We start from the raw sequence: 20,657 nt of genomic DNA, 5'->3' as shown, positions 1-20,657 counted from the left end.
ACTGCAACCTCTTCGCTCGCTGAAAGCCCGGCGCTTTCAACCGGGAGTGGGTCTTCAAGGAGGCGCGACGGTAGCGCAAATGGACGGGAGCGAGCGGCCGAGACGGCGGGATAAGGATGCGTCAGACGACAAGTCGGGAAGCTGCTGACTCGGCTGTTTTGTGACCAATCGTTAGTGTTCGCGCCCCGGTTTCCCGTGACGAGACACTCGAAATGGATATTCGCCACCCTGCGTGCAAGCTGATTGCCAGCGTCCTGTCCGGCCTGTTGATCCTCAACCCCATTGTCGCGGCCGCGGCAGAGCTGGCGGTGGATGCAGCAGCGGGTGGAAATACCAGCATCGGCGCGGCCGGTAATGGGGTGCCCGTCATCAATATCGCCACCCCCAACGGCGCCGGGCTTTCGCATAACAAGTTCTCATCCTATGGCGTCGGCTCCGAGGGCCTGATCCTCAACAACAGTACCCAGAGGACCCAGGCCACCGAGCTGGGCGGCATCGTTGTCGGAAATCCGAACCTGCGCGGGCAGGCGGCGCAAAAGATCCTCAACGAAGTCACCAGCAACAACCTCGCGAAACTGCAGGGCTACACCGAGGTGGCCGGGCAGGCGGCCCATGTGATCGTCGCCGCGCCAGGGGGGGGTGTATTGCAATGGCTGTGGTTTCATCAATACGCCTAGAGCCACGCTCACCACTGGCAAGCCGCTGATGGATGGCGAACGCCTGCGCGGTTACGACATCGATGGCGGCAGCATCACGATAGACGGCAAAGGCCTGAACGCTTCCAACGTCGACCGTTTCGAGATTCTGACCCGCAGCGCCAAGCTCAATGCCGATCTGTACGCCAACCAACTGACAGTGGTAACCGGCCGCAACCAGGTGGATGCCGATTCTCTGGCTGCCACTGCCAAGCCGGACGACGGGAGCTCCAAGCCGCAATTGGCCATCGACAGCTCCGCGCTGGGCGGTATGTACGCTGGCGTCATCCGCCTGGTGGGTACCGAGCAGGGCGTAGGGGTGAAGCTGGCCGGCAACATGGCTGCCAGTGCCGGTGATATCCAGATCGACGCCAACGGCCAGTTGTCTCTAGCGCAAACCAGCGCTGCCGGCAGCCTGCGCGCCAAAGCGCAGTACATCGCCCTCACGGGCTCGGCCTATGCCAGCACCACGGCAAACCTGCGGGCCGATGGCCAACTGACGGTGGACAAGAGCCTCGCCTCCGGTGGGCAAGTCCAGCTCAACGCCGCGCACCTGAGTAATACCGGCCAGATCGTCAGCGGGATCGACGGCGAGCGCCGTATTGCCGGGCAGGCTCTCGACATCACGGTCGATAGCCTCAATAACCGTGGCCGCCTGGATGCCACCGGAGCCGCAAACGTCATTGCCCGCGTTATGGATAACAGCGGGCAGGTCTATGCCGACCGCATTGCACTCACCGCACGGGACTCTGTGGATAACCGCGGCACCCTGCAAGGACGCGAAGTTACGCTCACGACCGCGCAGCTGAACAACCTGGGAGCCAGCGCCCAAGTGGTCGCCGAGCAGGCCCTGCTCCTAGATGCTCCGGGCATCGCCAACCTGGGCGGTCTCGTGCGCTTTGGCGACGGGCAAGCCGTGGCGCTGAGCTTCATCAACCTGGATAACCGTGGTGGGCGCCTGGAGGTGAATGGCGGAAGCCTGACGCTCAACGGCGGCACGCTGGGCAACCAGCACGGCACTATCGTTGGTGGCACTGCACGCATCGACGCACAGCGTATCGATAACCAGGGCGGGCTGATCGGTAGCAGCCATGGCGACCTGACGCTGGCCAGCCAGGGCGAGCTGAACAATGACGGCGGCAAGCTCCAGGCCGCGCGTGACTTGAAGGTCGACGCGAATGCGGTGGGTAACCGCGCCGGCACGCTGGTCGGCAATCACCTGGGCATTACCGCGGGCAGCCTGGATAACCGCGACCAGGGTGTGCTCAGTGCCGAGCAGGGCGACCTCACGCTGCAACTGGGCGGTGCGCTCAACAACAGCAACGGCATCGTTCAGGCCAGTGGGGCGCTGTCGCTGGGCGCAGGCAGCGTCAACAACGTTTCTGGGAAGTTGCTGGCCGACTCGCTGACCCTCATCGTCAAGGGCGACGTAAACAACAATGGCGGCACCCTGGTTGCCGAGCAACTGAACGTTTCCGCACGCAGCGTCGACAACGAGAACGGGCGAATGCAGGCGAAAGCCTTGCTGAAACTCACCGCCGATGACCTGGAGAACAGCCAGGGTTTACTGCTGGGCGGCGCGCTTGACGTCAAACTGGGCGACCTCAGCGACAACACCAATGGCACGCTCAGCGCAGACGGCCTGCTGAAACTTGTCGTGCGCAACGCCCTCGACAACACCCTGGGTCGCCTGCAGTCCGTGCAAGGCAACCTCGATATCCACACCGGCAGACTGGACAACCGCCAGGGTGCGCTGGTCGGATCTCAACTGCTGCTGACTGCTAAGGGGCAACTGGACAACCGGGGTGGTCGCATCGCCGCTGATGGCATCCAGGCCAGCGCCGGCGTCATCGACAACAGCGATCAGGGCCAGATGGTGGCCGGCAAAGGTGGGGTGAGCCTGATCGCTGCGCAGCGCCTGTCAAACAACCATGGGCGCATCCAGAGCGAGGGCAGCCTCGAACTTCAGGCTCCACAGTTGGAAAACCGTGGTGGTACGGCCCTGGGCAAACGTATCGAAGTGAGCGGTAGTCACCTAGACAACAGCCAGGGTGGCGCGCTGGTCGGCGACGGCGACGAGGTTCTCCTGAACCTCGACGGCGTACTGAACAACGCCACCGGCCTGATCGATGCCGGCAACCAGGCACTGATCTTCACCCGCGCCGTCGCCAGCCTGGGGAACCAGGGCGGCACGCTGCGCGGTGAGCGCATTGACCTGCTGGCCGACAAGCTTGACAACTCTGCGGCCGGACGCGTTCTGGCCGGCGCCAGCGGTCTGTCGCTGAAAACCGCCGCGGCGAACAACCAGCAGGGCCTCCTCTATGCCCAGGGCGGTGTGGTGACCGTCGAACTGGGAGCCGGCACTCTGCAGAACCAGGCCGGCACCGTGCAGGGCGACACGGTGAAGATCACCGCTGCCAGCCTGGATAACAGTAGGGCCAACGGTGAAGCCGGGATCATCGCCAGCCTGCTGGGCAAACTCGAACTGTTGGTAGGGGAGCTGACCAACCGAGGCGGCCAGCTATTCGCCAAGGGCGACCTGAAGCTGGTCGGCCACACCCTGGACAACGGCGCAGGCCAGATCAGCGGTGCCAGCGTAACCCTGACCAACAGCGGCGCGCTGGGCAACCAGAACGGCCTGATCGAATCGTCCGGCTCGCTTGCCCTGGACAGCAACACTCTGGACAACAGCCAGGGCGGCCGCCTGCGCGCGCTTGGCGGGGATAGCAGCCATATCCGCAGCGACGGCCAACTGAACAACCAGGGCGGCAGCATCGGTGTCGCCAGCCAGGGCTTCGAGCTGTCCAGCGGCGCCATGTTGCTCAACGGCCTGGGCGAAATCCAACATGCTGGCAGCGGCCTCTTCCGCCTAGGCGCGGCCGACCTCGTCGGGGCCGGTACCCTTACTGGCCTGGGCAGTGGATGGTGGCAACTGGGCAGCCTGTCCAACGTTGGGCAGATTCACCTCAACGGCGCTCTCAACCTGCACATAGACCATGGCCTGGGCATCGGTGCCGGTGAGCGCATTGCCAGTGCCAGCGACCTGACACTCACCGCCGCGTCCCTCAACAACCAGGGCGAACTGCTCAGCGACGGCGACCTCAGCCTTACCCTGGATGGCGACGCCTACAACACCGGTACCCTGTCCGCTCAACGCGGCCTGGCGCTCAATGCAGCCAACCTCACCCAGCGCGGAGGACGCCTGGCCAGTGGGCAGGACACCCAGCTCAATCTCACCGGCAACCTGGATAACCAGGGTTGGCTGATCGCCAACCAGGCCCTGCGTGGCAGCGCCGCGCAGATCATCAACAATGGCACCCTGGGTGCCCTTGGCGCCCTCAGTTTCAACAGCGCAAGCATCGCCAACGGCCCGGACAGCCTGCTGTTCAGCGGGGGCGACATGACCCTGCGCACGGCCAGCCTGAGCAACCGCTACGGCGATCTCTACAGCCAGGGCAGCCTCGACTTCGCCGGCCAGGACGGTGGCCGCGCGCAAAGCCTCAGCAACCGCTCCGGCATCCTCGAAGCGCAAGGTGACATCTACCTGAATGTTGCCAGCCTGGAAAACGTGCGGGATATCTTCGACTTCGAACAGACCACCAGTGCTGCTCAATACGACGTGCGATGCGGCCAGCACTGCGGTGGCCACGACTCCTACAAGCGCGGCAAGGTCAACCTCAATGAAACCATCGAAGAACGCATCACCCAGAACAGCCCCGCTGCCTGGCTGACCGCCGGGCGTAACCTGACCATCGATGCCGGCTCGGCGGAAAACCGCAACAGCACCCTCGCCGCCAACGGCGACCTGACCATCAACGCCGGCTATCTGCTCAACCAGGGCAACACCTCACGCACCGGCGAGAAAACCCAAATCATCAACACCGTCGCCAGCGACTACGGCGATATTCCCACCGGTCAATGGGACACCATGGCGCGCCTGGCCAACCAGTTCAACGCCAAGATGGCCCAGGGCATCTTCGACCAGAGCCTCTACGACCAACTGTGGGCCATCTACAACAACGGCCGCTGGGTTATCGGCACGCCCGTCATCACCTGGAGCCAGGACGACGCCCAATCCGCGCCCGCCACCCTCCAGGCCGGCAACCGCGTCACCCTCAACGTCACCAACACCCTGCAGAACGGCACCGTCGCCGACTACAGCTACGCCCAACTGACCGGCGAACTGGCCGGCAGCCTGCTCGGGCAGCAGACCGGCACCGTCAACCTGACCATCAACAAGGCCTCCAGCGATGCCCAGGCGCGCGGCCCGCAAACCGTCGAAACCGTCACCCGCACTGCGCCCGACGGCAGCCAGCAGATCAGCTTCATCCCGGTCGACTACACCGGCGTACCCTTCGCTGCCGTCGACCCCACCGCTGCCGACACTTTCCGTCTGCCGCAAGGCCAGTACGGCCTGTTCATTCGCAACAGCGATCCGGGCAGTCACTACCTCATCGAAACCAACCCCGCACTCACCGACCAGGGACGCTTCCTGAGCTCCGACTACCTCCTTGGCCAGCTCGGCTACGACGCCGACAAAGCCTGGAAGCGCCTGGGCGATGGCGCCTACGAAACGCGCCTGATCCGCGAGGCCATCCAGGCCAAGACCGGCCAGCGCTTCCTCGACGGCCTGGCCAGCGACTACGACCTCTACCAATACCTCATGGACAACGCCCTGGCCGCCAAGAGCGCCCTGCAGCTCTCGGTCGGTGTCGGTCTTTCCGCCGAACAGGTCGCCGCGCTCACTCACGACATCGTCTGGCTGGAAAGCCGCGTCATCGACGGCCAGCAAGTCCTGGTCCCGGTGGTCTACTTGGCCCAGACCGACGAGCGCAACATGCGTGGCGGCAGCCTTATCCAAGGCCGTGACCTCAACCTCATCAGCGGCGGCAACTTGATCAACGTTGGCACACTGCGCGCCAGCAACGACCTCAACGTCGTCGCCGGCGGCAGCATCCTCCAGGGCGGCCTGATCGATGCCGGACAGCGGATCAGCCTGCTCGCCGGCGACAGCATCCGCAACGCCCTCGCCGGGCAGATTCGCGGCGACCAGATCGACCTCACCGCCTTGCGCGGCGACATCGTCAACGACCGCACCGCCGTTACCGGCGGCATTGGTGGCAGTGAATACCGCAGCTTCCTCGATAGCGGCTCCAGCATCAGTGCGCGCAGCAAACTGAGACTGGACGCCGGCCGCGACATCACCAACCGCGGCGCCCTGAGCAGCGGCGGCGATGCCTACCTTAGCGCCGGCCGTGACATCAACCTCGAAGCCGTCACCGACGCCAGCCGCCTGCGCGACGTGCAGCAGGGCGGCCATCACGTCACCACCACTACGATCGAGCAGAACCACGCATCCAGCCTCACGGCCGGCGGCAACCTGAGTCTCGAAGCGGGGCGTGATCTGAACGTGGTGGGGAGCAAGGCCACGGCTGGGCAGGACCTTGCTGTCAGCGCCGGGCGTGACGTGAATGTGGTGTCCACCGCCGACTACCAGGATGTCGACGTCCGCAGCAAGGACGGCAAGGAGCGCATCCACGAACAGGACACCCAGACCCGCCAACAAGCCTCCGAACTGGCAGCCGGTGGCGACTTACTGGTCAGCGCCGGCCAGGACATCACACTCGCCGCCAGCAAGATCGCTGCTGGCAACGAAGCCTACCTGGTGGCCGGTGACAAGATCGAACTGCTCGCCGCCAACGATAACGACTACTCGCTGTACGACAGCAAGGAGAAGGGCTCCTGGGGCAAGAAGAAAACCCAGCGCGACGAAGTCACCGACGTCCGCGCCGTGGGCAGCGAAATCAGCGCCGGTTCCGACATCACCCTGCTTAGCAACGGCGACCAGAAATACCAGGGCGCCAAGCTGGAAGCGGGCAATGACATCGCCATCCTCAGCGGCGGCGAAGTGACCTTCGAAGCGGTGAAGGACCTGCACCAGGAAGCCCACGAAAAGACCGACAACAGCGTCACGTGGAACAGCTCCAAGGGCAAAGGCTCTACCGACGAAGCCGTGCGCCAAAGCGAACTGATCGCCCAGGGCAGCGTGGCCATCCACGCGGTCGATGGCCTGAATATCGACTACAAGCACATCGATAAACAGTCCGTCAGCCAGGCCGTCGATGCGATGGTACAGGCCGATCCGAGCTTGGGCTGGCTGAAGGAAGCCGAGGCACGCGGGGATGTGGATTGGCGTGCCGTGAAGGAGATGCACGACAGCTACAAGTACAGCCATTCGGGGATGAGCCAGGCCGCCATGCTGGCGGTCATCATCGTGGTGACCGTGCTCACCGCCGGTGCGGCCAGCGGGGCTATCGGCGCAGCGGCGGTCGGCACCAGTGCCGGCACCGTCGGAGCTGGCTCCCTGGCAGCGGCAGGGACAGTCACCACCACGGTTGCCGGGGTAACCACCACCACCGCCGTATCGGCTGGCTGGGCCAACATTGCCTTGTCCATGGGGGCCGCGTCGCTGGCTTCCACCGGGGCCGTCAGCGCCATCAATAACAAAGGCAACATTGGCACAGCGCTGAGTGACACGTTCAGCAGCGACAGCCTCAAGCAAGCCATGATCTCCGCAGGTGTAGCGGGCACTATGGCTGCCTATGGGCCCGAATGGTTTGGCACCAAAACCGATCCGGTCAATGGCACCACCACCGTTGCCAGCGAAACAACAACCAGTGCAGCGACCGGAGCGAAGATCGTGAAGGACCTGGAAACCTGGACTCGCTTCGCCGGATCTCAGGTGACCCAGGGTGCGCTGACCGGTGCAGCCAACGAAGCCTTGGGGCAAGGCAAGTTCAGCGATGCCATGCAGGGCGCGCTGTACAACATCCTGCAAGGCAGCGCGTTCGACTACGTTGGGAGCCAGGGATTCGAAGGTGGCAGCGCTCAGAACGTCGCCGCTCACGCCCTTACCGGCGGTCTGCTGGCCGAAGCCATGGGCGGCGACTTCCGCACCGGTGCCATCGCGGCTGGGGCTAGCGAGGCCTTGGTCAACGAACTGCAAAGTGGCTTCCTGTCCGGCACCGACGAGCAAGCCAGGCGCCTGCAACAGGCGGCGGCGCAAATCGTCGGCATTGCTGCTGCGGCAAGCGTCAACGGCGATGTGCAGATGGGCGGGGACATTGCCAGGAGTGGCATGGCTTACAACTCGCAATTGCACGAAGGCTCGAAGAAACTGGCCAAAGCGCTTGCCGAGGAAAGTGACGGCCGCTTTACGCCGGAACAGATCGAAGCTGCAATGAGGATTGCCTCTATCGATGGCACTAACATCACCCCGTCAACCGATATGGTGGCAGCACTGCCGGGCATATACGACGCCGGCGGAAATTGGATGCCACTCGGAGACAGTGGCCTGTATGTCCAGACCTTTGACAAGGCAGACCCTGCGGTCATCGCCTATATCAAAGAAAACGTCGCAGGTTATACCTGGACGAGCGAGGCGGAGACGGGCTTTTCGAAGACGTTCCCTAATAGTGGTTTGGGCGTTGGGCTCGAGTCGAAGCCAACCTACTCGGACCTCTGTGTAGCCTGTGCAGCAGGTCTGTCCTACGGTCTGCCGTTGGATTTGCGCAGTGACCAGCAAATGCAACTCGATCAACGAGCTTTCACATTGGGATTGAGCTCCTTGGCGGGGGTACCTTTCGCAATGCCGGTTGTCTCCAGCTATGGAGTGGGTTCCGTGGCAACGGGAGCCGGCTTGGGGGCAGGCTTTGATGCCCTTGGGCAGACACTGGGTGGCCAGGAGTATCGCCCTGGACAAACTGTCATAGCGGGAATGACGGGTGGTCTGGCCTATCCGTTAGCGGGGGTAGGAGTTGTGACCAATACTGTGGCAGGCGCGGCGCTCGGTGGGACGAATATGGTGCTAAATAATTATATTTATGATGAGAGTAACTCGATTTCCCGAGCCGTGGCGTTAGGCTCTTTTGCAGGATTCATAGGAAGTTCTACAGACAAAGCGGTGACATTTGGGTTGGAGAGTATATTGCCTGGCCGAATTGGTGGTTCAATTATTGATCCTAATAAGGCTATTCTTCTTCAAAATATTGGAATTCCAAACCTATACCCTGGCTATATTGGTTGGGGAAGCGGTCAGGCTGTCACCGGAGGACTGCCCTTGGTTGTTGGGGGAGCTGATAATGGAGGTAAACGTTAATGTTAATGCGAACTCCCAAGGAAATGCGGCCTGGCGGACCTCTGGAAATGGATACATTGAAAGGGTGTGTTAGATGGTTTTTTTTAGGGTGGATTTGCTTCTTTGGTATGTGGTATGTGGATTGTATAGGCTATTGGATAGATAATGTTTTTGGGGTTGTTAGTGATCCGCCTACTATAGGTCAGATAAGATTTCAACGGTTCTTAGCAATATCTCTAGCTGGTACCACAATAGTTGGCTCATTCTTCATGGGGCTTAATATTTACATCAAGCAAAAGAGTGCAAAAAAAGCGGCACGAGGCCAGTGGTACGACAAAGAAAACCTGACCCGAGAAGATTTATACGGAGATAAAGAGAAGTTGGAAGAGTCTGCCGAATCTCCCGACGACCGTCCTCCACATTGATAGACGAAAATCGAAAAGTCGACCGAATAGGGGAATCTCAAAAGGAGCAGATTTATTTTTCTGCTCTAAAACTATCTAGCGGGTCAGGATTAGAGTGAAGAAAATAAATCTGTCCCCTTTTCAGGGGCCTCTTTTCAGGTCTTACTTCGGCTGGGTTATCGGTCAAGCTGTTAATGGAGTTCTGCCAATTGCTGGCGGTGTGATGACGGATGGGGATAAACGCTAATGCTATTGCCAACCCCCAAAGAGATGCGCCCGGGTGGATCGTTAGACTTAGGTACATTAAAGGGGTGCGTCAGATGTTTCTTTTTAGGATGGATCTGTTTTTTCTGTCTTTGGTATGCTGATGATTTCTTCCTTTGGGTTGATCAAGTAAGAGGCATTGTGCGTAATTATCCGCCATATAAAGATCAAAGGTTCCATAGGTTTTTGGCTATTTCTTTATCTGGAGCTGTTATAGTAAGTTCATTTGTTATAGGTATAACTATCTATATAAAGAGAGAAAGTTCCAGAAAAGCCGCCCGAGGCCAGTGGTACGACAAAGAAAACTTGACCCGCGAAGATTTATACGGAGATAAAGAGAAGTTGGAAGAGTCTGCCGAATCTCCCGACGACCGTCCTCCACATTGATAGACGAAAATCGAAAAGTCGCCCGAAAAGGGGAGTCTCAAAAGGAGCAGAAAAGGCGGCAGATTTATTTTTCTGTTCTAAAGCCAGGTGTGGAGTCAGGGTTAGAGTACGAAAGATAAATATTTCCACTTTTTATTTCCCATTTTTTCTTTTTCCATGAGAATAAGAGTGCTCTTACAAGTATGTGGGTGGGGTCTTTTGCTGGTTTTGCAGGAGGCCTTACAGATAGGTTTGTAATTTCTGGGTTAGCAAATATATTGCCGTCTCGTATAGGTGGCTCAGTAGTTGATCCTAATAAATCAATTCTTCTGCAAAATATCGAAATATCAAATTCCTACCCTGGGTTCATCGGCTGGGGCGCCGGTCAAACAGCTGGCGGAATGACTCCCTTCGTGTTGGATAGTATTGCTGGTGGAGAGAAGCGCTAATGTTATTGCCAACGCCTAAAGAGATGCGCCCTGGAGGCGCATTAGATATATTTACTTTGAAAGGCAATATTAGGTGCTTTTTTTTAGGGTGGATTTGCTTTTTTGGAATGTGGTATGCCATTGAGATTTTTGGTGGGCTTGAATACTTACTAGGGATAGTTAGTGATCCACCGACTGTCGGTCAAAGGAAGTTTTATCGCTTTTTAGCAATTTCTTTAGCGGGGCCAATAATATTTGGTTCGTTGTTGATGGGTGTCAAGATTTTTATCAAACAGAATCGCGCAAAAAAATCTGCGAATGGTCAGTGGTACGACAGGGGAAATTTGACCCGCGAAGAGTTATATGGGCAGAAAGAGAGCTCGAAAGACTGAGGTGAGAGGAAGATTTATTTTTCGACTCTAAAACGATCTGGCGGGTCAGGATTAGAGTGAAGAAAATAAAACTGTCCCCTTTTTAGCTTATTTTTAGCTAATTTATGTTAATGGAGTTTCTGGTAAGATTATCGAATTTAAAGGCTCGCTAAATGAAGGGAGATAAATAGTGAATTGGCAGAGGCTTTACGCTGTCGTCCAGATTTTCCTAGTTCATGCTATCTCTTGGGTTCTTTCGGTTGTGTTCTTTGCATATGTAATCTCAGCTTTGGCTGAATTAATTTTTGGTATCGAGGAGGAGAAGTCGTATTTTTATTGTGGTGTGCCAGCATTGCTTGTTTTTAGTGTGATGTATTTTTTCTATATGTCAGCATCTTTACGTAAGGCGGGGGTTCTTAGTGATGAACCGCGTAAGTTTGGGTCTTGGTTTAAATAGGTTGGTTTGTCCCGATGCCTGTCCCGTCCAAGCGTCCAGTTCAATTTCCCTGCTTAATTAGCCCGAAAAGGGGACAGATTTATTTGTCTACTCTAAAGCTATCTGGTGGGGCAGGACTAGAGTGAAGAAAATAAATCTGTCCCCTTTTTCCATTATTTATAGTGTCCTGGATCTTAGAATATATATTGATATGTAGGGGAAAAAAGTGACGCAAAAATATATTTTGCTAAACAAACTGGATGAGCGATTAAAGATCTCATTCTTTGTAATTCTGGCGATAGTAGTTTTGTGTTGAGTGGGATTGTCGCTAATTCAGCTCTTGATGGAGTTGTGAGGGTGGTTTTGCAAAGTGTATTTCTGGTTAATGTTTTTGCATATTTATATGACATGACTATGTATGGTCCGCATCTTTATTTGAAGTACGCTGGTGATGCAGGGGGAGAGCAGATAGGACGGTTTGTTTTTATGGTTTTTTGCATAGGTTTGTGTGTGGTTTGTATTTTGTACTGATATTTCTGCGTCTGATATTTATCTCGCCCGAGGAAAGGGGGAGGATTGATTTTTCTACTCTAATCTCGGTCGCTGTGAAGGCGACTAGGTGCAGCCAGGCGTAGCAGCCTCTCTCCAGAGCCAGCGGCTACCTTTCTGACCTTTGCGAACTGAAAGATGTCTTTCAGAGAATATTGCGCAGATTAATTTTCCCTACTTTGAGTCTGTGTGCGGAGTCAGGATTAGAGTGCGTAGAATATATCTGTCTCCTTTGGGGGCCCTGGCGCTGGCCTGCGTCTGGTTGTTTGACCAGCAGGCGCAGGCAGCAGAGCAGGCCAATCGACTGGCGATGTTCGAGTAGCGCCTGAAAGTGCAGGGCAAGCGCATCGAGTCGTACCTGCAGATCAACATCCGCATGGGCGAAGAGCTGCGCGAGCTGGGTAAGTAGGTCACGCCGCTGCCCGAACGTCTGGCGCGCATCGAACAGCGCGCCCCCACCAGCTTGTCCTTCAGCCAGGCCGCCCGCCTGCATGAGGGCAAGGCCCGCGACTGAGTGCGCACCGCCCCTTGTCCGCACGACTTTTCCGCGATCTCAGCCGTTTGTCGGGATTCCTGGTTTGTAGGAGTTTCACTACGTGCGATTAGGACTCGTCTGATAAGAAAGGCGGCAAATCGTCGCTAAATTGGCCTCGTCAAAAATTTCTCCCGAGGCCATCGATATGGCGACCATTTCCCGACGTGCCATGGTGCTGTGCTCGCATCCCGGTCGGCTGCTGAACTACAGCGTGCTGCTCAATCGTCTGGAGTTCTATCACCTGAGCCTGTGCCTGAACCTGGACGAAGTACGCAAGGCGCTTGCCACCCGGCAACGCTACAGCCTGTTCATTCATGACGACTTCCGCCCGGGCCCCAGCGAGCTGCTGAGCCTCAAGGCGCTGAGCCAGAGCAATACCTTCCGCCAGTTCCTGCTGGTCGGGCACTACAGTGCCGAGGAAAAGCGCGGGCTGATGCAATGGGCCTGGGCCAACCGCGTGCCGCTGCTGGATGTTCTGGACAAGCCGTTGTCGCTGGCGCAGTTGCGCGAAGTGACCAGCGGCATGGTGCTTTATCACAGCGAGGACCGGCAGCCGATCCGTCAATCGGTGCGTGAGTTCTGCGACTTCGCTCCGGCAGGCGATCTTCCGCCGGCAAAGTCCGGCTGCGAGTGCCGCGGCTGAGGCAGGTCACTGGCGCCGGGAGTCCGGTCCTTCCAGCAACAGGGGCATCGCGTCCGGCGGCGCCCCTGGCGTGTCGTTCAGCGGGCTCTTGCCCTTGAGATACCAGGCGAAGGCGATGATTTCGGCGATGGTGCGGTAGAGCGCCTCGGGAATCGCGTCGCCCAACTCCAGGCGCGCCAGCAGGCGCACCAGTTCGCCGTTCTCGTAGATCGGCACCTCATGGTGGCGGGCGATGGCGAGGATGGTTTCCGCCAGTTCGTCGTCACCCTTGGCGGTGAGGGTCGGCGCGCTCTGCCCGTCATAGTTGAGCGCGATGACCTGGCGCGGGGCTTTCCTGGCCTTCTTCATGCGGTCTCATCCACCCAGCGCTGTTCCACTGCCGTCCGCGCCCCCTGGGGCGGCTTGCCCTGGCGGCAGCTCAGCTCGCCCACGGTCAGGCCGGCGTCGCTCAGGCGTTGGCGCAGGGTGCCCAGTTCGCCATCGATGAGGTTGGCGGTGGTGCCGCGCTCGGCCCACAGCTGGGTGCCGATGCTGCCGTGGGCCAGGGTGGCCTGGACCTGCAGCGGGCCGAGGCTGTCCAGGTCGAATGCGAGGTCGACGCGCCAGAGCATGTCGCGGGTCTGCTGCTCGCGCTCGCTGGCCTGGCTGTCCTTTTCTTCCTGCTGGATACGCACCTGGATCGGCACCATCTGATGTTGATGGCGCAGGGGGATTTCCAGTTGCCAGGTATTCACCACGGTGCCGTCGGGGAGAACGTCGCTTTGCGCCAGGCTGCCCAGCTGGTGTGTCTGCAGACGCGAAACCGCGGCCGCGGCGAGCTTGAGCAGCGATTCGAGATCACCTTCCTGCTCCAGCTCACTGGCAAGCCGGCTGGGGAGCGGAAAGCTGATCGGTGACGGCGTGCGCCCGCTGGTCTGGCCGATGACACCCAGGGCGTTGCGCACAAAGGCCGGCATGGCCTGCGCCAGATTGCTGGCACCGGCCATGGCGTTGCCCGGCAGATTGTTCAGCACGGCCGCCGCCGTGCCGCCTTGTACGGCAGGCAGCAACTGGGCGATCAGCCGCAGCAGGTTGGCCTTGAGGTCCAGGGGAAGGCTTTCGACACCGCGCAGCATCTGCCCTTCGAGGAACGCGCCGCTCTGCTGGAAGGCCTGGGCCACGCCCTTGGCGTCACTGAGCTGGCGAATGTCCGGCAGTGCGCCGAGCAACTTATCTACCGACTGACGCAGCTCGGGGCTCACGTCCGGGTTGCTGCCGGCGCCCTGCAGCGCCTTGAGCAGCCCGTCCAGCGGGCCCTGGCGGCTCTGCTGGGCGCTGAGTTGCAGGCTCAGGTCGAGCTGTTCCAGACGGGCATTCATCGGCAGGAACTGCAAGGCCTGCTGGTCCTGCACACGGGCGCTGAGCAGGCTGTTGAGCGGTAGCGGGTTGGGCGATTCGATGCTCAGCTGGCGCCCGGCCAGCGGAGTGTTGAGCAGCGTCACCAGGACCTTGTAAACCACTTGTTCGGCCTTGCCGAGGGCGACCAACTGGCTGGCATCGACCTTGCCCTGGATCAGCGTGCCGACCGGCAATACGTCGAGGTCGAGGCTGCCCAGCGGCGTCTGGCTGGCGCCGCCCAGGCTCAGCGAGCCCAGGCTTGGCTGGGTCAGCAGGGTGGCGGCGAGGCTGGTCTGGTTCAGTGTCGACAACTGAAGGGTGCTGCCCTTGGGCAGCGCCTGGGAGCTTTCCGCCACCACCAGCGCCTGCTGGCCGCTGGCCATGGTCAGGCGCAGCAGCAACTGGAAACTCACCTGCCCGTCACGTACCGCCAGCACTTCCGCATGGGCCTTGTCCCCCGGCGGCAGCAGATCGCCCAGGCTTTGCGCGAGCTTGAGCGTCAGCTCGGCGGCGTTCTGCGTGCTGCGCAGCGACGGCGTAGGCGGTAGCGGGCGGGAAGCGCCAATTTCGCTCGGCATCGGGGACCTGTGGGCGGCGTGACGGGATTACGGCCAGTGTATCGGCGGCGACCGTGGACACTTTAGACCGGCGGTCCGGATGGGCGATCCTCAACAGGGCGACAAAGTTCGCAGGCTGTCAAAGCGTTAAGACTGGCTTAAGCGAGACGACGGCAAAATGTTGCCGTAAATCTCGAAAATGTTCTCAAGGCGCTCAGTTTCGCGGCTTTTACGCCATTGTTACCTGACCCGGAAGGCTGCTTTGCTTTGAGACATGGCCCACTATCGGCGTAATATTACGTTTTCATTGCCGCACGGAGCGCTGGCTGTATCAGGTGGAATGCAGTAATGACCTTTGCGGAACTGAAGCGTTTTTGGCGAATCGAGATGTTGGGCGGCGAGCAACGCCACTTCAGCTGGTCGCGCCTGTGGCGGCGCTACCGTCAGCGCTCCCGCTACCGTTACATGTTCTGGTTTCGTCTTGCCCAGTTCCTCCATTCGAGCCCCTATCGTTTTTGGCAGAAGCGCGCCGAGCGCATGGGCGATCGCCTGGCGGAGCGCTTCGGTATCGAGATCCCGGTGACCATCCCGGTCGGTGAGGGCCTGTACATTCCGCATCTGGTGGGCATCGTCATCACCCGCAAGGCGGTGATCGGCAAGAACTTCAGCATCTTCCAGAACACCACCATCGGCCAGAAGAACGATGGCAGCCAGCCCATCGTCATTGGTGACAACGTGAGTATTGGCGCCAATGTCTGCATCGTCGGCGATGGCCTGCACATCGGCGATAACGTCACCATCGGTGCCTCGGCGTTCGTCAACCGCGATATCCCGGCCGACCACGCCTATATCTCCCGGCACACCCACAGCCTGATCAAGCAGCAGCACGGGCGCTCACCGATCAGCTCCATGCACACCCGCAACGCCCGCGACGAAGAGGCGCAGTCGGGCGAGCCGGGTGGTTCAGAGGCCAGACGCCGCGCCTGAGGGCGTTACAACCTGTCGAAAAACCTGACGTCGGGTGTAAGAACGGCTGTGTATAATGCGCCGCCCGAGGCCGTGCTTGGCGGCCCGCGCGGCATGGCCGCGTTTTTGCACCACTGACTGTTTTCTGCCCGACGGTTGCCGATGCCCTTGAACCATCCCCTCCTCGAAACCGTGGCGCTCGCCTGCGAGCGGGACTGGCGCATGCTGTTCGAGCGTCTCGATTTGCGACTGGGCGCGGGCGAAATGCTACAGATCGTCGGCCCTAATGGCAGCGGCAAGACCAGCCTGCTGCGCTTGCTCAGCGGGCTGATGCAGCCCACCGCCGGTGAGGTGCTGCTCAACGGCAAGCCGCTTACCGAGCAACGCCACGAACTGGCCCGGTTGCTGTTGTGGATCGGCCACGCCGCCGGCATCAAGGGCCTGCTCACCGCCGAAGAGAATCTCGCCTGGCTCTGTGCGCTGCACCAGCCGGCCAACCGCGATGCCATCTGGCAAGCGCTGGAGGCCGTCGGCCTGCGCGGTTTCGAGGACGTTCCCTGCCATACCCTGTCCGCCGGCCAGCAGCGCCGCGTGGCCCTGGCGCGCTTGTACCTCGACGCGCCGCCGCTGTGGATCCTCGACGAACCCTTCACCGCCCTGGACAAACAGGGCGTGGCGCAGCTCGAAGAACACCTTGCCGGCCATTGCGAGCGCGGCGGGCTGGTGGTGCTGACCACCCACCACACGCTGGAGCGCATGCCTTCAGGCTATCGCGCCCTCGACCTGGGTCAGCACGCACGGGAGGCGGCGCGATGAGCAACGTCTTCACCCTGCTGCTCGCCCGCGAAGCACGCCTGCTGTTCCGCCGTCCGGCGGAGCTGGCTAATCCTTTGGTGTTCTTCGCCATCGTCATCGCGCTGTTCCCGCTGGCGGTCGGCCCCGAATCGGAAATGCTCAAGAACCTTTCGCCCGGCCTCGTCTGGGTCGCGGCATTGCTGGCGGTGCTGCTGTCGCTGGACGGCCTGTTCCGCAGCGATTTCGAGGATGGTTCCCTGGAACAGTGGGTCCTTTCGCCGCACCCCCTGCCACTACTGGTCCTGGCCAAAGTGCTGGCACACTGGCTGGTTTCAGGGCTGGCCCTGGTGCTGCTTTCGCCACTGTTCGCCCTGATGCTGGGCCTGCCGGCGCGCTGCCTGCCGGACCTGCTGCTGTCGCTGCTGCTGGGTACGCCGGTGCTGAGCCTGCTGGGTGCCGTGGGCGCTGCACTCACCGTCGGGCTCAAGCGTGGCGGCCTGCTGCTGGCCTTGCTGATTCTGCCGCTCTACATTCCGGTGCTGATCCTGGGCAGCGGAGCGCTTCAGGCGTCGCTGCAGGGGCTGCCCACCGCCGGGCACCTGTTGTGGCTGGCCAGCCTGACGGCGTTAGCATTGACGCTGACGCCCTTTGCCATCGCCGCCGGGCTGAAGATCAGCGTCGGCGAGTGAACGAACGATCGCCGGGCTGGGAAGCGGCACCGGCGGCAGACTAGAGCTTTGAAATACAGAGCCTGATGATGAACTGGACTTGGTTTCACAAACTTGGCTCGCCCAAGTGGTTCTACGAGATCAGCGGACGCTGGCTGCCGTGGTTCGCCGTTGCTGCAATCGTGCTGATGGCTGCCGGCACCGTCTGGGGCCTGGCCTTCGCACCGCCGGACTACCAGCAGGGCAACAGCTTCCGGATCATCTATATCCACGTGCCGGCGGCGTTCCTCGCCCAGTCCTGCTACGTCATGCTCGCCGTGGCCGGCGCCATCGGCCTGATCTGGAAAATGAAGATTGCCGACGTCGCCGTGCAGTGCGCCGCGCCCATCGGTGCCTGGATGACCTTCGTCGCGCTGGTCACCGGGGCCATCTGGGGCAAGCCGACCTGGGGCGCCTGGTGGGTCTGGGATGCACGCCTGACCTCGATGCTGATCCTGCTGTTCCTGTATTTCGGCATCATCGCCCTGGGCCAGGCCATCACCAACCGCGACAGCGCCGCCAAGGCCTGCGCCGTGCTGGCCATCGTCGGCGTGGTGAACATCCCGATCATCAAGTACTCGGTGGACTGGTGGAATACCCTGCACCAGCCGGCCACCTTCACCCTGACCGAAAAGCCGCCGATGCCGCCGGAGATGTGGATTCCGCTGCTGATGATGGTCGCCGGTTTCTACTGCTTCTTCGCCGTGGTGCTGATGATGCGCATGCGCCTGGAAGTGCTCAAGCGCGAAGCCCGCGCGAGCTGGGTGAAGGCCGAGGTGGAGCGCGTGCTATGAGTTTCGAGTCTTTCTCCGATTTCCTCGCCATGGGTCACCATGGCCCTTACGTGTGGTCCGCCTACGCCATCTGCGCGGTGGTCCTGGCGATCAACGTCGTCTCGCCCATCGTGGCGCGCCGGCGTTACCTGCAAGAAGAGGCGCGTCGTCTGCGCCGGGAGGCCAGCAAGTGAATCCGGTCCGCAAGAAGCGTCTGTACATCGTTCTCGCCATCGTTGCCGGTGTCGGTGTCGCCGTCAGCCTGGCGCTGTCGGCCCTGCAGGAAAATATCAACCTGTTCTACACCCCGACCCAGATCGCCAACGGCGAGGCGCCCCATGACACGCGCATCCGCGCCGGTGGCATGGTGGAGAAAGGCTCGCTCAAGCGTTCGGCGGATTCGCTGGACGTGGAATTCGTGGTCACCGACTTCGCCAAGGAAGTCACAGTGAAGTACCGCGGCATCCTCCCGGACCTGTTCCGCGAAGGGCAGGGCATCGTCGCCCTCGGCAAGATCAACGAGGCCGGCGTGCTGACCGCCGATGAAGTGCTGGCCAAGCACGACGAGAAATACATGCCGCCGGAAGTCACCAAGGCGCTCAAGGACAGCGGCAAGCTGGAGCACTACGAAGCCAGCCAGAACGGTAATGCCGCGCCGCAACAAGGGAGCAACTGACGATGGTCCCAGAACTCGGCCACCTCTCGCTGATCCTCGCGCTGTGCATGGCGCTGGTGATGTCGTTCTTCCCGCTGATCGGCGCCTGGCGCGGCGATCGCCAGTGGATGAGCCTGGCGCGCCCGGCAGCCTGGGGGCAGTTCGCCTTCCTGCTGTTCTCCTTCGGCTGCCTGACCTGGGCCTTCCTCCACGATGATTTCTCGGTGGCCTACGTCGCCAGCAACTCCAACAGCGCGCTGCCCTGGTACTACAAGTTCAGCGCCGTGTGGGGCGCCCACGAAGGCTCGCTGCTGCTCTGGGCGCTGATCCTCGGCGGCTGGACCTTCGCTGTCTCGGTGTTCTCCCGCCAGTTGCCGGAAGTGATGCTGGCCCGCGTGCTGGCCGTGATGGGCATGATCAGCACCGGTTTCCTGCTGTTCCTGATCATCACCTCCAACCCCTTCAGCCGCCTCCTGCCGCAGGTGCCGGCCGATGGCAACGACCTCAACCCGCTGCTGCAGGACCCGGGCCTGATCATCCACCCGCCGATGCTCTACATGGGCTACGTGGGCTTCTCGGTGGCCTTCGCCTTCGCTATTGCCGCGCTGCTCGGCGGTCGCCTTGACGCCGCCTGGGCGCGCTGGTCGCGGCCCTGGACGCTGGTGGCCTGGACCTTCCTCGGCGTCGGTATCGTGCTGGGCTCCTGGTGGGCCTACTACGAACTGGGCTGGGGCGGCTGGTGGTTCTGGGACCCGGTGGAAAACGCCTCGTTCATGCCCTGGCTGGTGGGCACCGCGCTGATCCACTCGCTGGCGGTGACCGAGAAGCGCGGCGTGTTCAAGAGCTGGACGGTGCTGCTGGCCATCGCGGCCTTCTCGCTGAGCCTGCTGGGCACGTTCCTGGTCCGTTCCGGTGTACTGACCTCGGTGCACGCCTTCGCCTCGGACCCCGAGCGCGGCGTGTTCATCCTGGCCTTCCTGCTGGTGGTGGTCGGTGGCTCGCTGACGTTGTTCGCCTTGCGTGCGCCGGTGGTCAAGAGCCAGGTCGGCTTCGCCCTGTGGTCCCGCGAGACCCTGCTGCTGCTGAACAACCTGATCCTGGTGGTCACCGCCTCGATGATCCTGCTGGGCACCCTCTACCCGCTGGTGCTCGATGCCATCAGCGGCGCCAAGCTGTCCGTCGGCCCTCCGTACTTCAACGCGCTGTTCGTGCCGCTGATTGCCATCCTCATGCTGGCCCTGGCGGTCGGTGTGCTGGTGCGCTGGAAGGACACTCCGACCCGCTGGCTGCGCAACATGCTCACCCCGGTGCTTATCGGCACCGTGGTGCTGGGTGGCCTCGGCAGCTTCCTGTATGGCGAGCTGCACTGGGAAGTGCTGACCGTGTTCATGCTGGCGGCCTGGGTGGTGTTGGCCGGTGTGCGTGACTTCTTCGACAAGGTCCGCCACAAGGGCGTGATCGCCGGTGCCGCGGGCCTGAACCGCAGCTACTGGGGCATGCAGCTGGCGCACTTCGGTATCGCCATCTGTGCCATCGGCGTGGTGCTGACCAGCCAGTTCAGCGCCCAGCGCGACCTGCGCATGGCGCCGGGCGAGTCGGTTGAGCTGGCGGGTTACCAGTTCCGCTTCGAAGGCACCCACCATTTCGAAGGTCCGAACTTCACCTCCGACAAGGGCACCATCCGCGTCACCCGCAAGGGCTCGGAAGTGGCCGTGCTGCACCCGGAGAAGCGCCTGTACAGCGTGCAGAACTCGATGATGACCGAGGCCGGTATCCACGGCAGCCTGACCCGCGACCTCTACGTCGCCCTGGGTGAGCCGCTGGACGACGGTGCCTGGGCCGTGCGCGTGCACATCAAGCCCTTCGTGCGCTTCATCTGGCTCGGCGGCCTGCTGATGGCCCTGGGCGGCGTGCTGGCGGCGCTCGACCGTCGCTACCGGCTGAAAGTGAAAACGCGTGTACGCGAGGCCCTGGGCCTCGCCGGACAGGGAGCCTGAGT

General features: G+C 60.9%; 15 protein-coding genes and 1 pseudogene. 14 read left to right on the top strand and 2 right to left on the bottom strand.

What is annotated here, in order from left to right:
• Positions 1 to 212: 212 nt before the first annotated feature.
• From RS899_RS17485 to RS899_RS17455, 7 genes and pseudogenes are all read left to right on the top strand, one after another.
• A complete protein-coding gene (locus RS899_RS17485) occupies positions 213 to 677 on the top strand; it encodes a filamentous hemagglutinin N-terminal domain-containing protein (RefSeq protein WP_315807688.1) in 465 nt (154 codons plus the stop codon).
• A complete protein-coding gene (locus tag RS899_RS17480) occupies positions 640 to 8,853 on the top strand; it encodes a hemagglutinin repeat-containing protein (protein ID WP_315807687.1) in 8,214 nt (2,737 codons plus the stop codon). Before RS899_RS17485 ends, RS899_RS17480 begins: the two co-directional genes overlap by 38 nt.
• 47 nt (positions 8,854 to 8,900) lie before the next feature.
• Positions 8,901 to 9,257, top strand: coding sequence for a hypothetical protein (locus RS899_RS17475; RefSeq protein WP_315807686.1), 357 nt, complete (start codon positions 8,901 to 8,903; stop codon positions 9,255 to 9,257).
• 225 nt (positions 9,258 to 9,482) lie between these two features.
• Positions 9,483 to 9,887, top strand: a complete 405-nt coding sequence (locus RS899_RS17470; RefSeq protein WP_315807685.1) for a hypothetical protein — start codon at positions 9,483 to 9,485, stop codon at positions 9,885 to 9,887.
• A gap of 427 nt (positions 9,888 to 10,314) precedes the next feature.
• The gene (locus RS899_RS17465; protein WP_315807684.1) at positions 10,315 to 10,686 is read left to right on the top strand and encodes a hypothetical protein; all 372 of its coding nucleotides are present in this window, start codon (positions 10,315 to 10,317) and stop codon (positions 10,684 to 10,686) included.
• 1,166 nt (positions 10,687 to 11,852) lie between these two features.
• A pseudogene (locus tag RS899_RS30865) lies at positions 11,853 to 12,140 on the top strand (hypothetical protein); the annotation flags it as partial.
• A 190-nt stretch (positions 12,141 to 12,330) separates the two neighbouring features.
• Positions 12,331 to 12,828, top strand: coding sequence for a hypothetical protein (locus RS899_RS17455; protein ID WP_315807682.1), 498 nt, complete (start codon positions 12,331 to 12,333; stop codon positions 12,826 to 12,828).
• 6 nt (positions 12,829 to 12,834) lie between these two features.
• Here the strand turns inward: RS899_RS17455 and RS899_RS17450 are convergent, their stop codons facing one another.
• Together RS899_RS17450 and RS899_RS17445 are read right to left on the bottom strand one after the other, a co-directional pair.
• Positions 12,835 to 13,176 carry an EscU/YscU/HrcU family type III secretion system export apparatus switch protein gene (locus tag RS899_RS17450; protein ID WP_054907298.1) on the bottom strand — a complete coding sequence of 114 codons (342 nt, stop codon included), beginning with the start codon at positions 13,174 to 13,176 and terminating at the stop codon, positions 12,835 to 12,837.
• Entirely contained in the window at positions 13,173 to 14,783 is a 1,611-nt protein-coding gene (locus RS899_RS17445; RefSeq protein WP_315807681.1) for a flagellar hook-length control protein FliK, read from the bottom strand. Before RS899_RS17445 ends, RS899_RS17450 begins: the two co-directional genes overlap by 4 nt.
• A 327-nt stretch (positions 14,784 to 15,110) precedes the next feature.
• On the opposite strand from RS899_RS17445, the gene RS899_RS17440 reads away from it, so the two are divergent.
• The 7 genes from RS899_RS17440 to RS899_RS17410 all read left to right on the top strand — a co-directional run bounded on the left by RS899_RS17440 (position 15,111) and on the right by RS899_RS17410 (position 20,655).
• The gene (locus RS899_RS17440; protein WP_170858323.1) at positions 15,111 to 15,749 is read left to right on the top strand and encodes a serine acetyltransferase; all 639 of its coding nucleotides are present in this window, start codon (positions 15,111 to 15,113) and stop codon (positions 15,747 to 15,749) included.
• Positions 15,750 to 15,890: 141 nt separating this feature from the next.
• Entirely contained in the window at positions 15,891 to 16,544 is a 654-nt protein-coding gene (gene ccmA / locus RS899_RS17435) for a cytochrome c biogenesis heme-transporting ATPase CcmA (protein WP_054907300.1), read from the top strand.
• Complete coding sequence (gene ccmB / locus RS899_RS17430) at positions 16,541 to 17,212, top strand: heme exporter protein CcmB (RefSeq protein WP_054907301.1); 672 nt, start codon at positions 16,541 to 16,543, stop codon at positions 17,210 to 17,212. The genes ccmA and ccmB overlap by 4 nt, the downstream gene beginning before the upstream one ends.
• Before the next feature lie 65 nt (positions 17,213 to 17,277).
• Positions 17,278 to 18,024, top strand: a complete 747-nt coding sequence (locus RS899_RS17425; RefSeq protein WP_139093035.1) for a heme ABC transporter permease — start codon at positions 17,278 to 17,280, stop codon at positions 18,022 to 18,024.
• Positions 18,021 to 18,197 (top strand): heme exporter protein CcmD, encoded by a 177-nt coding sequence (ccmD, locus tag RS899_RS17420; RefSeq protein WP_024765945.1) that lies wholly within the window; start codon positions 18,021 to 18,023, stop codon positions 18,195 to 18,197. Before RS899_RS17425 ends, ccmD begins: the two co-directional genes overlap by 4 nt.
• Entirely contained in the window at positions 18,194 to 18,679 is a 486-nt protein-coding gene (gene ccmE / locus RS899_RS17415; RefSeq protein ID WP_024765946.1) for a cytochrome c maturation protein CcmE, read from the top strand. The genes ccmD and ccmE overlap by 4 nt, the downstream gene beginning before the upstream one ends.
• Positions 18,680 to 18,681: 2 nt before the next feature.
• Positions 18,682 to 20,655 (top strand): heme lyase CcmF/NrfE family subunit, encoded by a 1,974-nt coding sequence (locus RS899_RS17410; protein ID WP_054907302.1) that lies wholly within the window; start codon positions 18,682 to 18,684, stop codon positions 20,653 to 20,655.
• The last annotated feature ends 2 nt before the right edge of the window (positions 20,656 to 20,657 follow it).

The sequence above is a fragment of the Pseudomonas sp. C9-3 genome, from assembly GCF_032392015.1.
GTDB classification, from domain to species: domain Bacteria; phylum Pseudomonadota; class Gammaproteobacteria; order Pseudomonadales; family Pseudomonadaceae; genus Pseudomonas; species Pseudomonas nitroreducens.
Note: the sequence above shows the minus strand (reverse complement) of the source record. Positions and strands in the feature narration are given on the sequence as shown.